The 13,114-nt window shown below is 64.6% G+C and carries 14 protein-coding genes and 1 pseudogene; 7 read left to right on the top strand and 8 right to left on the bottom strand.

Annotated features, from left to right (window positions below):
• Nucleotides 1–207: 207 nt before the first annotated feature.
• Nucleotides 208–1,107 carry a hypothetical protein gene (locus OHS18_RS42065; protein ID WP_328614561.1) on the bottom strand — a complete coding sequence of 300 codons (900 nt, stop codon included), beginning with the start codon at nucleotides 1,105–1,107 and terminating at the stop codon, nucleotides 208–210.
• 676 nt (nucleotides 1,108–1,783) lie between these two features.
• Between OHS18_RS42065 and OHS18_RS42070 the strand changes: the two genes are divergently transcribed.
• The gene (locus OHS18_RS42070) at nucleotides 1,784–2,200 is read left to right on the top strand and encodes a hypothetical protein (protein ID WP_328614562.1); all 417 of its coding nucleotides are present in this window, start codon (nucleotides 1,784–1,786) and stop codon (nucleotides 2,198–2,200) included.
• Nucleotides 2,201–2,266: 66 nt separating this feature from the next.
• Here OHS18_RS42070 and OHS18_RS42075 read toward each other — a convergent pair whose 3' ends face one another.
• Both OHS18_RS42075 and OHS18_RS42080 read right to left on the bottom strand, forming a co-directional pair.
• Nucleotides 2,267–2,788, bottom strand: coding sequence for an ImmA/IrrE family metallo-endopeptidase (locus OHS18_RS42075; protein ID WP_328614563.1), 522 nt, complete (start codon nucleotides 2,786–2,788; stop codon nucleotides 2,267–2,269).
• Between the two features lie 17 nt (nucleotides 2,789–2,805).
• Nucleotides 2,806–3,150, bottom strand: coding sequence for a helix-turn-helix domain-containing protein (locus tag OHS18_RS42080; protein WP_328614564.1), 345 nt, complete (start codon nucleotides 3,148–3,150; stop codon nucleotides 2,806–2,808).
• Nucleotides 3,151–3,350: 200 nt separating this feature from the next.
• On the opposite strand from OHS18_RS42080, the gene OHS18_RS42085 reads away from it, so the two are divergent.
• The 4 genes from OHS18_RS42085 to OHS18_RS42100 all read left to right on the top strand — a co-directional run bounded on the left by OHS18_RS42085 (nucleotide 3,351) and on the right by OHS18_RS42100 (nucleotide 6,072).
• Nucleotides 3,351–3,521: a hypothetical protein gene (locus OHS18_RS42085; protein WP_328614565.1), complete on the top strand. Its 171-nt coding sequence runs from the start codon at nucleotides 3,351–3,353 to the stop codon at nucleotides 3,519–3,521.
• A 385-nt stretch (nucleotides 3,522–3,906) separates the two neighbouring features.
• Nucleotides 3,907–4,446 carry a hypothetical protein gene (locus OHS18_RS42090; RefSeq protein ID WP_328614566.1) on the top strand — a complete coding sequence of 180 codons (540 nt, stop codon included), beginning with the start codon at nucleotides 3,907–3,909 and terminating at the stop codon, nucleotides 4,444–4,446.
• A gap of 54 nt (nucleotides 4,447–4,500) precedes the next feature.
• A complete protein-coding gene (locus OHS18_RS42095) occupies nucleotides 4,501–5,415 on the top strand; it encodes a hypothetical protein (RefSeq protein WP_328614567.1) in 915 nt (304 codons plus the stop codon).
• A 3-nt stretch (nucleotides 5,416–5,418) separates the two neighbouring features.
• Nucleotides 5,419–6,072, top strand: coding sequence for a hypothetical protein (locus OHS18_RS42100; protein ID WP_328614568.1), 654 nt, complete (start codon nucleotides 5,419–5,421; stop codon nucleotides 6,070–6,072).
• Nucleotides 6,073–6,085: 13 nt separating this feature from the next.
• On the opposite strand, the gene OHS18_RS42105 is transcribed toward OHS18_RS42100, so the two are convergent.
• Nucleotides 6,086–6,619 (bottom strand): TIGR02391 family protein, encoded by a 534-nt coding sequence (locus OHS18_RS42105; protein ID WP_328614569.1) that lies wholly within the window; start codon nucleotides 6,617–6,619, stop codon nucleotides 6,086–6,088.
• Nucleotides 6,620–7,382: 763 nt separating this feature from the next.
• Here OHS18_RS42105 and OHS18_RS42110 point away from each other — a divergent pair.
• On the top strand, nucleotides 7,383–8,129 hold the full coding sequence (locus OHS18_RS42110; protein ID WP_328614570.1) for a hypothetical protein: 747 nt from the start codon (nucleotides 7,383–7,385) through the stop codon (nucleotides 8,127–8,129).
• Here OHS18_RS42110 and OHS18_RS48670 read toward each other — a convergent pair.
• Both OHS18_RS48670 and OHS18_RS42125 read right to left on the bottom strand, forming a co-directional pair.
• Nucleotides 8,082–9,538, bottom strand: a pseudogene (locus OHS18_RS48670) (MFS transporter). The gene OHS18_RS42110 and the pseudogene OHS18_RS48670 sit on opposite strands and share 48 nt — an antisense overlap.
• A gap of 561 nt (nucleotides 9,539–10,099) precedes the next feature.
• On the bottom strand, nucleotides 10,100–10,603 hold the full coding sequence (locus OHS18_RS42125) for a carboxymuconolactone decarboxylase family protein (RefSeq protein WP_328618674.1): 504 nt from the start codon (nucleotides 10,601–10,603) through the stop codon (nucleotides 10,100–10,102).
• A gap of 125 nt (nucleotides 10,604–10,728) precedes the next feature.
• Between OHS18_RS42125 and OHS18_RS42130 the strand changes: the two genes are divergently transcribed.
• Nucleotides 10,729–11,193 carry a MarR family winged helix-turn-helix transcriptional regulator gene (locus OHS18_RS42130; RefSeq protein ID WP_328443114.1) on the top strand — a complete coding sequence of 155 codons (465 nt, stop codon included), beginning with the start codon at nucleotides 10,729–10,731 and terminating at the stop codon, nucleotides 11,191–11,193.
• Here the strand turns inward: OHS18_RS42130 and OHS18_RS42135 are convergent.
• Together OHS18_RS42135 and OHS18_RS42140 are read right to left on the bottom strand one after the other, a co-directional pair.
• Nucleotides 11,190–11,606, bottom strand: a complete 417-nt coding sequence (locus OHS18_RS42135) for a cupin domain-containing protein (protein WP_328618675.1) — start codon at nucleotides 11,604–11,606, stop codon at nucleotides 11,190–11,192. The genes OHS18_RS42130 and OHS18_RS42135 overlap by 4 nt on opposite strands.
• Before the next feature lie 6 nt (nucleotides 11,607–11,612).
• A complete protein-coding gene (locus OHS18_RS42140; RefSeq protein WP_328614573.1) occupies nucleotides 11,613–13,106 on the bottom strand; it encodes an AMP-binding protein in 1,494 nt (497 codons plus the stop codon).
• Nucleotides 13,107–13,114 lie beyond the last annotated feature (8 nt).

The following is a 13,114-nucleotide window of genomic DNA, read 5'->3' on the forward strand; positions in this document are numbered from 1 at the left end:
TACCATGCTTGCCCCTTAGTTCCAACCTGGCCTAAAACGATGCCGGATCCCGGATGATCCAGCCCAATTCCGTCTACGTGCGATGGCAGAGGGGTCAGGTCATCATCGAAGGGTGGAATTTGCGGATCGTGTTCGAAGACAAAACCTTCTAGGTCTGAACTCTCTACCGGAGATGCTCGAAATGGAAGTTTCGATAAGTCGAAGTCATCATCGACGGCTGGGATTGCCAGGTCTATGGACGGCGTCAACAGCTCCGGGTGCCGTGATGCCCAAGCTGGCGCGCAAACTTTCCATGTCGGCAAGCAGCGTGTCAGGCTTGAGTCTCGGGAGATCCAAGCTGTAGCTGGTCGTCAACTTGTTGCCGACGCCGATCGCGACGGCTGTGGGATGTTCGACCTGCACCAAGCCGAATAAGCCTCGCACGGAAGTGCCAGGGTCACCGATCTCTTCTGAAATCTGATTGAGCATTTTGAGATCGTCGAGGTGTCCGGTCATCTTCATGGTGTCGTGAAGGAACGAGTTGGCAACAGATGTATTACTGGGGTCTAGTATTGTCCTAACGAATGAGGTTACTAGATCCGCGTTATCGGCAAGCAGTTCTGCAAGCTTGAACGTCATCTCCTCGATAACGTAGTGAGTATCAGCGTTCAGGCGAGAGTAGTCGCCAAGCTGCACAACGCTGGTGTCCCAAACGCTTGTGTCAAAGTATCGGTGAACAGGCAGCTCGGTTCTAGTTCGTTCGGGGCTTGTGTGTGCTCCGAGCTGGCGTCGCAGGGTATCTTGAAAGTCTTGGGTTGCGCCGGAGCTCTGCGGATCTTTGAGTAATTTGTCCAGTGCGCTCCGGACGCTGTCTGTCATATCGAGTAGCGGCTCCATGGAGATGGATGCGCGGCGGACGTGGTAGTGCTCTTCCTGGATCGTTCGGCAGTGATTCGCTACGGTCACGCCGGTTGCGTGGTCCATGGAGACGTGGTCGGCTGGGAACCACTTTGCCCACCCGGACACTTCAATGGTTGAGTGTGCCGGAGAGCTCACCTGTAGCCGAGCCGGTCGCCAAGATCGCTTACGGCGGGCTTCTTGCTCGATCTCGTCGATGGCATCAACCATGATCGGCTCCTGCCTAAGCGCGCTAGGGGAAGCTGTCAACGTTGACGCCATGACGGCCGAGTCGCTAGCTCCAAGACGGTGACAGCCGAGATTGTTACTAGGGCTGCTGCCGTATCGCAATCCCGCATCCTGCAGCGGCGAGGGCCAGCCCGCCGGCCACCCACAGTCCCCACGACGTGTGCATCTCGGCAGCCAACCTCAGCTGCATGACTGCGGTAACCGCGAAGACCAGCATGAGCGCCAGCCACACCGCTTGGCGCGGCTGGAGGTGAATTTCTGGTTGCGGCATCATAAGACTCCGTCCTCGCCGTCTACTCCTTCGTCCTGATCTAGAGAGCAGTTACTCGTCCGCGGGGCAGTAGCGCTCACGTGACAACTGGACGAGCTAAGCGGTTCACCTGCTTAGTCGCCGTTCGTCGGCTAACCGTCGTCAATGTCACCTGTACGGCTCAACTTTGGTGACGTTCTGGGGTACAGCGGCCCGTCGCATGTAACAGTAAGCAGCGGTATGGCGAAGAGTGAGGCAATTACCCGCTACGAGGTTCGCCGCCCTGCTGGCAGCGAACCTGGCGCGGCCGGACGCTGAAGTCTCCGTGCCGCTTACCGCAGCGCTAATTCTGGTCTGTGCGAAGAGTGGCGACGCCCCCTTGGACGGGTGTTGAGGACGGAGGTGGCCATGCGCAGGTCGGGCGCACAGTTCGGCTTGTCCGACGATCAGTGGCAGGCCGCTAAGGACGAGATCCGCACCGCCATCCTCGAGGCCGCCTACGACCGCCGGATGACGTGGTACGGCGAGATCGCCGGCCAGGTAACCGCGGTCCAGCTCGATCCCTACTCGGCGCTCATGAACCATCTGCTCGGCGCGGTCTTCGAGGACGAGTACGTAGCTGATCGACCAGCTCTCACTTCGATCGTGACGCATAAGTACGGTGACAAAGAGCCAGGGGCCGGGTTCTACGACATGGCCAGAAGCCTCGGCTACCAGTTCTCTGAGCCTTACGTGTTCTGGGCCCAACAGGTCCAGGACGTCTTCAAGCTGCACGGGCGACCGCAACGATTCAGGCGGAGTGCTGCGCCAGCTTCAGGCCAATAATCGTCTGCAAATAAGTGCTCCACCAGATTGCTGGGTGAGTTTCGCTCACTTGACCGTGTGGAGCTTCTAGCTGTAGATCCCTAGGTTGACCAGCCGCCACGTCATCGCCTGCTCGCTGACATCAAATTCATCCGCGAGCAGCTCGGTGAGATGCATCTGAGTAGCTACTCCACTATTAACATGGCGACGCACTGCGGAGTAAACAGAGGGCTCTGGCATTAAGAGGGCGGCCGCGAATGCGTTGGCCTGAATCTCCTCTGGGTGGGTCGCAGCGCTCGACACATCATCGCGTTTGTTGAATCGTACGGTGTGGTCAACGATGAGTGGTCGACCCTCGTGTAGGGTAAAATGGCCTAGCTCGTGTGCGATTGTGAATCGCTGGCGTCGGGGGCTGTCGTTGCTGTTGAGGCCGATCAACACGCGTTGACCATCGCGCATGAGGAAGCCGGACTCTTGCCCGGCCGCTGGCGAGCGGACGACCTGGATGCCCGCAGCTCGTGCGATGGCTTCAACGAGGACGGGAATGGTCGACGCGTTGTAGTAAGCGAGCAGATCCTGCGCTCGCTGTTCAATGTCTGGATTGATCATGCTGGCGCCTCCTGTCGCTAATCAGCGCGGCGCAACGCGGCCGTGACGAACTCTGTTGTGGTCTCGGGCTGGCCATCGAGGGCGGCGGTGAGTTCGTTACCGGACGTTGCTTCGAGGCTGGGGACTGGCTCAGCCAGCAAGTCGGCGGCGGGGGTCCTCAGCTCTTCAGCAATTTGGAGGAGTGTGTGAAGCGTCACCCGCTGACGGCCGGCTTCGAAGTTGGCCACGGACGAGCGAGTCATGTCGAGTCGCTGAGCTAGCTCGGTTTGGGTGAGCTTGGCGCGCTGGCGCGCGTCCCGGATGCGAACTCCGACAGCCTCGTACAGCTGGTTGACGGCAGCTTCGCTCCAGCTCATGTCCATGCCTTCCGCTACTTGATCTCCGCTTGGTAAGCGCATCCTGGCATGTTTGGCTAGCTCAACAGTACCTCCGAAGGGCCGTTGAGTGGGACTTGCGCTCAGTCGTGATGCGCATGTAGTCTCCAGCTTACCTGATCAAGCCCGAAAGGGTTTGCGTAGTTCAACAATGCCGGGACCCTGTTGGGCCGGAAGGAGAAGTAGTCATGGCACGTCAGCCGCTCGGAACGAAGGCGAGCACAGGACAGAGCTGTCCGGAGAGTGGAGTCTGGGAGGTGGTCAGTACGCCGAGCACGACGGCTCCGATCGCCAAGGGCAACACCATGCCGCCCTACAACCGGCAGTCCGTCACCTGGAAGCTCAAGCAGTACGCCTGAGCAAGGTGACATGAGGTGAATGGAGCACCCGCGCTGCTTGACTCAGCGCGGGTGCTCCATTCAGTTGCACGATAGCGCGGCAGCCGGCCACTTATAGTCCGACCTGGCAATCCCGTGAGCTGTGCCGTTCATCTGCTTCGGCCGTCGCTTTGCTAACGGTCGGTCGTCGGCGTCACCTGTACGGCGCAACCTTGATGACGTTACGAGTACGCCAGCCCGCCTGTTGTAACAGTCAGCAACAATGTGACGAATGGTGAGGCAATCACCTGCTGTCGGTCGTCACTTCGACGGCCACGGAGCTGAGTCGGGGAGTGGACTGCCGTGGCCGGCTGTCGCGTTCGCTGGCCAGCATGCAGCGGGTACGACGGCCGAGAGGGGCTAGCTGGTGGAGTTGACGCTGCAGAATCTGGAAGACGACGTCCGTACGCGCTTGTACATGGTCGAGGAGCTGGAACACGACCTGACATCGAACCAGATGTATCCCGGCAAGCGCCTCACCGTGGTCGGTTCCCAGGCATGGCCTGATCTGTTGCGCGAGGCGCTGGAGTTCCACGATCCGGAGTGGCTGGAGCACCAGAGTCGGCAGCCCGGCTTCTGGCTGGAACACGAAGTAAGTGTTCGCAAAGGCAAGTCCTATACCAAGGTGGTTCCCCGTGATGCTGCGAAGACGCTGGCAGAGGGCCAGTTCATGCGCTACTACCTGCGCGCTGTCGCTCGCCGGGCCATCGAGGACGGGCTCGAACTCGAGGTAGTTCGTTTGAAGGAGGTCGAACGTCCGCGGTCGATCTCGCTCCAGCTGATCGGGGCGCGCGTCGATCCGCAGCTGCTTCTGGAGAGTTTGCGCCAGAACCACGGGATAGAGCCATTCTTGAACATCCCGCCGGGACCGAACTCCGGTCTAGGTGTTGTCATCGTGCCGCGATAGCCCTGCGGATAATTAGAACCATTGCGGTATACTGCGCTCAGGAGAAACTACGCCGTGACTGCCCTTGAAGAAAAATTTGGTCGCTTCCGAAAGCCTTCGAGTGACTACGAGAAGGACAAGCAAGACCGAGCCGAGCGCATGGTTCGTAATGCGGTCGACAGCTGGGCGAGTGAGAACGACATTGGTGTTCGTTATCTGCCCAAGGGTTCGTACGCGAACAATACCAACGTTCGCTTGGACAGTGACGTCGATATTGCAGTCATTCACCAGGGATTTCACTACTATGATGACGGTGAACTACTTGATAGTGACAAGATAAATGGCTCAGGGGTATCCATAAAGCATTTCGACGGCTCGTCGTTTCGGACGAGTCTAGGTGCGTCGCTCAAGTCCCGCTTCGGTGCGGCTTGTGATAATACTGGTAAGACGGCGATTGAGCTCGCCGAGAACACTGGACGGGTGAAGGCGGACATCGTACCGTCCTATGAGTTTTGGAAGTATTACTACGATTCATCTTGGAACGTGAGGCATCACGTTGGTAACAAGGTCTACCGGCTCGATGGTTCGTCGGTGGTGAACTACCCAGAACAACAGTTAGTGAACGGTCGCGAGAAGAACAACAAGACCGGTGGCCGTTATAAGGACGCTGTCCGCATCCTGAAGAACGTCGAGAACGAGCTCGTGGCTGCTGGAAAGATCGAGGCGCTTCCGAGTTACTTCATGGAGTGCCTTATGTACATCGTGCCAAATGACTACTTTGGAGATAAAGGCGTAACCCCACTAGTTACGGACTTTCGCAACGCTACGGCGCATATTTTCAGTAAGGTCAAGGCGGGGGAGACTGGCGCTGGATTATTTGAGCCGAACGGTATCAAGCCGCTGTTCTCGGCGTCCCAGCCTTGGACGCTTGTCGACGCCAGTAACCTCGTCTTGCAGGCGTGGTCGTACTACAAGTTGGATAAGGCGTAGCCGATGATCGACAAAACCCAAACCAAGATTGCGATCGGCATTGCTGCAGTGGTCTGGTTTGGTGTGGCGATCTTCACTCACCAGACGGCACAGACACTGGCACTCAAGACGGTCTCAATCGCCGGGACGGTCGTCACCATCGCCTTCCTGCTCTACGACCGCTTCATCTGGAAGCTGGCGATCGTCCGAGCGTTCACCAAGAAGCCGTTGGTGGCCGGCACGTGGCGGGGCGTGCTCCAGTCTGACTACGTGCGGCCGGGTGAGACCGAGCGCATCGCGCCAATCCCTACGGTAATCCGGTTCAAGCAGACAAACTCATCGCTCGTCGCAACGTTATTCACGGGCGAGTCTGAGTCGATCTCTGAGCAAGGTCAGCTCATTAAGGAGGAAGACGACCGCTGGCGGCTGAGCTGGGTGTATCGCAACACGCCGCGTCAAAGCGTGCAGGAGCGCAGCGAGCCGCACCGCGGCGTCTGTGACCTCTACGTCTCGGGCAAAGATGGCGAGAAGTTGACCGGCCGATACTTTACCGGACGACGGACTACGGGCGAGATTGACTTGACCGAGTGGAGCAAGCACCCGTACCACGATGCTGCCTCGGCGCTCGGCGGTGACGATTTTGGTACAGCCAAGCCGTTCGTTGGCTGGTTCGTCTAGGGTGTAGGGTCGGTCACTGTAGGTCGATGTCATCCCCGTGCTGGTAACGAAGCTGTGTCAAGATTAGACTGCCAAGTCCAAGTACACCGAATGCATAGCGTTTAGCGTCGTCACGTTTTTGAATGTTGTGTCGGTCGACGTTGCTGAGAGCTTGAGCGAACCCCGTGCTCAGGGCGCGCCAACCTTCCCATTCGCCCGGCTCCTTGCCGAGTCGGTATTGCCCATCATTGGCAAAAACCTTGGCGTACAGCCCCTTGCCGACAAGTGTCTCTCCGCCTCGACCCTTTGGGTCGCCGCACCATTGCCGCACTCGGTCCTCGATGAAAATTGCGGTCTGGCTCGCGACTGCCTGCCAGTCTTCGTTCCGGATGTGGTTCTGAACGTGACTCCACAGTTCCGGGTCAAAAGTAGTTTCGTCTACCGCGTCGTCACTGGTACCGGCGTCTTGCAGTTCGAAGATTGCTGCGTCAATAATGCCACATGCGTCTTGCACGCCACTCCGAAATGCTTGTTCAAATGCCGAACTGGGTGTGCGTTCGGTGAACATGGAGAGGTCGTATCGAACATCTTCGAACGCCGCAAGTACGTGGTGGTCCTTCCCGAGCGCTCTAGTTAGAACTGAGCGGACACGCGACTTCCAGGAAGTGAACTGTCCTGAGCTATCTCTAAAGGTGGCCTCTCCTGCCTCCGCCTTGAGTTGCTGGAGAGACTTGATTGCTGTCTTTGCTTGCACTTTTCGATCATAGCAAGCGACTGAAAGCTTGAGATATGTACTTCGGGTGAGAGCTGAAGCGTAATCATGTCGAGTGGGTTGCTTGGTCAAGAGATTTAGGTGGGCGTCCTCGTCTGCGGAGCTTTACTCCGGCAGCCGACAGTCGTCCGCGCACCGTCTCGTTGCCGACCCGGTATCGCTCAGCCAGTTGGTCGATGGTCCAGCCGGCTTCGTAGAGCTTGGCTGCCGCTGCTGCATCGTCGGGACGGAGTGCCCAGTCCTCGGTGTCCACGCCTCGTGAGCGCAAGTGCTGACCTACCGTCACTCGGTAGATGCCGAACTCGCTGGCTAGTTCGCGGATGCTCGCTCCACTTTGAAACCTGGCTACAAGCTCGTCGATCTCGGTTGGCCGGAGCTGGCGCGCGGTGCGGATGGAGCTACGGGCGGGCACTTCAAGAGGTGAAGTAGTTGCTTGTTTAACTACCCTCTGGTATAGGTTGCTAACGTAAACTTGGTGATTGGAAAGCGCCTTGACTGCGCCCACCTGAATCGCCCATCTCCGTGAAGGGACCCGGCTGAACGCGTGCACGGTGCGGCGGTGTGGGTCTTCCTGGTAGCCGGCTCGATCGAGGCGATCGCGGGCGTGGCCTGGTCGTCGTTCCGGTGGTGGTTCGCGCGTGGGCTGCGCCCGTACCGCGTGACGGCGGTGCGCCCGCAGCCGTCGGGCCTGCGGGTTTCCCTCGTGGCCGGCACCGTCGTCGACGAGCTGAGCGGCGGGGAACGCGAACTGCTGCGCACCCCCGTGCCCGTGCTGGTGGACGACGTCGTGCGGTGCGGACCGGCCGGCAGCGGCCGGGTGCGGTTGCTGCCGACGCCCCGGACCGCGCTGCCCGCGGCCTTCGTCGTGCGCGGGGTGCTGCTGGTGGCCTTCGGCCTGGCCGCCGGGCAGCTGGGCCTGGCCGGCGACGTCACCGCGTCCTACCTGCTCGTGGCCTGGGTGTTCACCCTGTTCGGGGCGTTGTCCGCGGGGATCGCGGCGGGACGCCTGCGCTTCGGACGGCGAGCCCGCGAGATCGAAGGTGACGTCGTCGACGAGCGGCGGTGGCTGAACCGCGCGCCGAGCGAGCCCAAGGTCCGGTACACCGTCTACGGACGGACGCGCTCGGCGTGGGCCGGGCGGTACACCTTCGTGTCGCCTCGCGTCGGGAAGACCGTCACCGTGCTGCTCGACCCGCGCACCGAGGCGTCCGTCCGCCGGGTGGGCGGCAGCTTCGGGATCTACCAGTTCTTCGGCGCCTTAGCGGGTCTGCTGGGCGTCCTGCAGTTCCTCGGCGCGCTCGGCTGAGGCCCGCATCCGCGCCACCAGGACCGCCAAGCCCGCGAAGAGCGCCGCCGCGATCACGCCCGTGACGTTCAGGCCGGTCGTGAAGGCCGCCTTCGCCTGGTTCGCGACGTCCGCGCGGGCGACGTCGGCGGCGAGGGTGGTGCCCGCCGGGAACACGCGGTGGTAGACGGCCGTGGCGACCAGGCCGATGAAGGCCAGGCCCAGCGAGCCGCCCAGGTAGTTGCCGGTGTCCGCCATCGACGCCGCCGAGCCCGCGCGCTCCGGCGGCACCGAGCCGACGACCAGGCCGATGCCGAGCGCGAACAGCGGGCCCGTGCCCAGCGTCAGCACCGCGATGCCCGCCACGACCAGCGGGAGCCCGTCGGCGAAGGACAGCATGAGCCCGCCGGCCGCCGAGACCACCAGGCCGCCGGCGATCGCCGTCACCGGGGCCAGCCGCCGGGCCAGGGCGGGCGCCACCGTCGTGCCCGCCGCGACGCCGATGCCCATCGGCGCGAACAGCAGGGCCGAGGCGAGCGGCGAGTACCCGAGCACACCCTGCAGGTACTGGGTGACCAGCAGGCCGACGCCCGCCATCGCGACCCCCGCGAACACCAGCGCGACCAGGACCGCGGTGAACGGCCGGTTCCGGAACAACCGCAGGTCCAGCAGCGGCACCGGGCCGCTCAGCTGGCGGCGGACGAACACGGCACCCAGCACGGCCCCGGCGAGGATCGCGCCCACCGGCACGAGCAGGCCGCGCCGGTCGTCAGCTGCTTGAGGCCGAACACGAACAGCAGGACCGCGGCCAGCGAAAGCGCGACGCCGCCGAGGTCGAGCCGGCCCGGCGCGGGCGTGCGGAACTCGGGCAGCAGGATCGGCCCGGCGATCAGCAGCACGGCCATCGCGGGCACGGCGATCAGGAAGATCGAGCCCCAGGCGAAGTGCTGGAGCAGGAACCCGGCGAGGACCGGGCCGAGCGAGCCGCCGGCGAACTGGCAGGTCGCCCAGATCGAGATGGCCTTCCCGCGCTGCCGCTCGTCGCGGAACATGTTCGTGATCAGGGCGAGCGTCGAGGGCATCAGCGTCGCCCCGGCGATCCCCAGCGCGCCGCGGGCGGCGATGAGCAGCTCCGGGGTGGTGGCGAAGGCGGCGACGACCGAGATCGCGGCGAAGGCGGCGCCGCCGACGAGCAGCAGCCGGCGGCGGCCGAAGCGGTCGCCCAGGGTGCCCATGGTGATCACGAACCCGGCGACGAGGAAGCCGTAGCTGTCGGTGATCCACAGCTGCTCGGTGCCGCTCGCGCCCAGATCGGCGCTCAGTTTCGGCAAGGCGAGGAACAGCGAGGTCATGTCCATCGCGACGAGCAGGGTGGGAAGCACGAGCACGAGCAGCCCCAGCCACTCGCGCCGGCCGGCCGGCTTGTCCATATCGACTCCTTCTCGGTGGTGTGAACACCGGGGGTCGGAGCCGCGGCGGGGGACCGGACACGGCTCCGTGAGACCTGGGTCACATAAGCGGAAGGGGCCGGTCCGGAGAGAAGCCGACGACGGAACACCGCCAGCGGGTCGTTTTGTGGGCGCCCTGCCAGGTCTTCGGGCAGTTCTCCCGGCCCTTCCGAGCCGGGAATCCGGTTGCCGGGCCCGCTGGCGTCGAAGACGTGAAGATCGTCGTGCTGGGCGCTACCGGGCTCGTCGCTCGACGCGCTGTTCGGGTCCGCGCCCGACGCCATGGTGTGCTGTGCCGCCAACGTCCCGCTGCGGCCGCTCGGCGACCTCACCGACGAGCAGGTGCTCGACGACCTGCGCGGCAAACTGCTCGGCCAGGTCGCGCTCGCGCGGCTCGCCGCCGGGCGCCTGCCGGACGGCGGCTCGATCACCCTCACCGGCGGGACGTTCACCGAGCCGATCCCCGGCAGTGGCCTCGGCGCGCTCGTCGTCGCCGAGGCCACTGCCGGGACCTCGTCGAAGGCGCCGCGAACGGAACGACCGTCAGACCGCGGTAGCGTGCCAGGCGTGGTCCGCGAAGACGTCGTCCAGCGGTGCTCCCGTCAGGCGGTTCGCGAACGTCGACAGTGTGTAGGTTCCGATGCCCAGCACCACTTCCAGCGCGTTCCGCGGCGTGTAACCCGCGCTGGTGAACGCATCCAGCGCGGCCGGCGGGACGTCGCCGGTCGTGTCCAGGACCGCGTGGACGAACCCGCGCAACGCCTCCAGCCGCGGGGAGGGCAACGTCGACTGCGCCCGCAGGGCTGTCACCAGTTCGGGTGAAGCGGTGAGCGCGTGCAGGGACGCCGTGTGCATCGCGACGCAGAGGTGACAGCCGTTGCGGGCCGCGACCGTCATGATCAGGACTTCCCGGTCGAGCGCCGGCAGGGTCGTGGACTCGAAGATCGCGTTCAGCTTCAGGAAGCCGTTCAGCAGCTCCGGCGACGTCGCCAGGCGGGCGACGGCGGCCGGGACGTGGCCGCCGAACTTCTTCGCGGTGGCCGTCATCGCCGGGCGGGCGGCCGGGGGAGCAGACTCCGGGGTGTGATCGGGGAACACAACGTCTCCAGACGTAGGATCGACAACATGGTTGTCGAAACCGTAAACCTGGTTGTCGAACTTGGCAAGGGGCTATGACCGACGTACCCGGCTACGAGCTGCCGTTCCTGCTCTTCGGCGGCTTCCGCACGCTCATCGACCGCCTGCACGCCGAACTCGCGCGCCGCGGGCACGCGGGCGTCCGGCCCTCGTACGGCTTCGCGATGCAGGCCGTCGGCGTCCAGGGCGCGACGGCGTCCGAGATCGGCCGGCGCCTCGGCGTCTCCAAGCAGGCGGCGGGCAAGACCGTCGAGCGGCTCGAGGCGCTCGGCTACGTCGAACGCGCCGACGACCCGGCCGACGCGCGCCGCAAGATCGTGCGGCTCACCGCGCACGGCGTCGACGCCCTCACGAAGTCGGCGGAGATCTTCGACGAGCTGCGCGCGGACTGGGCGCGCACGGTGGGCGCCGAACGGATGGCCGCGCTCGAGACCGACCTGCGCGCCGTCGTCGGCCCCGCGGCCTACCGCCTCGACGCGGCGGGCTGGTTCACGAGCTAGAAGCCGCAGCCGGGGTCGGGCGCGTCCTCCGAGAGCGGGCTGCCCGCCGGGAGCACGTACAGGACTTCGAGGACCAGCGGCGTCGTCCCGAGGTTGCGGCCGATGTGCACCTGATCGGGCTGCTCGGTGAACGCCCGCCCGGTGCGGTAGCGGCCGTCGAGGGAGCAGTCGGCCAGGTTGTGCGTCAGCGTTCCCGCCTTCACGTACGCGTAGAGCGTGCCGTCGTGGAAGTGCCAGCCGGTGTAGCCGCCGGGCTGGATGGTGATCTCCCGCAGCGTGTAGTCGGTGTGGCCGATCGTCTTCTGCGAGAGGATCGTGCCGGTGACCCCGCTGCCGGGCGTCGCGGACGCGGTGGCGGGCAGCATCAGCAAGGCCGCGAGTGCGGCGGTGGCGACGGCGATCGGCTTGCGTATCGGGAGTCAGCCCTTCCGTAGGGTGCGGCGCAGCATCTTGCCCGACTCGGTCCGCGGCAGCTGCTCGGTGAAGTCGAACCGTCCGGGTGTCTTGAACCCGGCCAGCGCGGCGCGGCAGTGCTCGGCCAGCCGCGCGGCGAGGGCGTCGTCACCCGGCACGCCGGGGACCGGCTGGACGACGGCGATCACCCGCTGGCCCCATTCGTCGTCCGGCTCGCCGATCACCGCCGCGTCGGCGACGTCCGGGTGCGAGAGCAGCCGCGCCTCGATCTCGGCCGGGTAGATGTTGACCCCGCCCGAAAGGATCAGGTCGGTCCGGCGGTCGAGCAGGAACACGCGGCCTTCGGCGTCGCGGTAGCCGAAGTCGCCCACCGTCAGGAATTCGCCCGATCGGGCGGCTGCCGTCTTCTCGGGATCGCCGAGGTAGTCGAGCGCGGTGTGCGCCGAGCTGAAGTAGATCGTGCCGGGCTCGCCCGTGGGCACTTCGGCGCCGTCGTCGTCGACGATCTTCAGCCGCACGCCGGTCAGCGCCCGGCCGACCGTGCCCGGTGCCTTCAGCCACTCCGAAGCGGTGACGCCGCAGATCAGGCCCTCCGACGCGCCGTAGTACTCGTGCACGACCGGGCCGAGCCACGCGATCATCCGCTCCTTGACCTCGGGCGGGCACGGCGCCGCGCCGTGGATCACGCTCACCAGGCTCGACAGGTCGTACCGCGCGCGGACGTCTTCGGGCAGCCGCAGCAGCCGGTGGAACATGGTCGGCACGAGGTGGGTGCTCGTCACCCGGTGGCGCTCGACCAGCCGCAAGGTCTCCTCGGCGTCGAACTTGTCCATCAGCACGGCGGAGTGCCCGAGGTGCATCGCGTTGACGGAGAACGAGCCGGGCGCGGCGTGGTAGAGCGGGCAGGCCACGAGGTGCACGCCCGGGCCCTCGTGGACGTCCATCATCGTGAGCAGATCGCGGTGGATGTCGTGCAGGGACGGCGGTTTCCCGCTGAGCGCCCGGCGGACGCCTTTGGGACGGCCGGTGGTGCCGGACGTGTAGAGCATCGTCTGCCCGGCCGTCCGCAGCTCCGGCGCGGTGGACGGCTCGTCCTCGCCCCAGGACGCGTAGTCCGCCCAGCCGTCCGCCGCGCCGACCGAAAAGCGTTCCACCGCAGCCAACGGCGGGCACGAACGCGCGATGTCCGCGTCCGCGACGACCACCCGTGCGCGGCTGTTTTCCACCACGTAGGCGATTTCCCCGGCGGAGGACCGGTAGTTGACCGGCGTGAAGTACATCCCCGCCTGCAGCGTGGCGAACAGCAGCTCGAAGTAGGGGAGTCCGTTGTGGATGATCGCGACGACGCCGTCGCCCTCGCGCAGGCCCAGCCGGTGCAGGGCGTGCGTCAGCCGGTTCGCCCGCGCGGCCAGCTCGCCGAAGGTCGCCGGCCGCCCGTCCGGGGCGAGCACCGCGAGCCGGTCCGGGTGCTGTGCGGCGACGTCGTAGAAGGTGCTCACGCACCGCA

Origin of the sequence: Amycolatopsis sp. NBC_00355, assembly GCF_036104975.1 — a bacterium.
Classification (GTDB): Bacteria; Actinomycetota; Actinomycetes; order Mycobacteriales; family Pseudonocardiaceae; genus Amycolatopsis.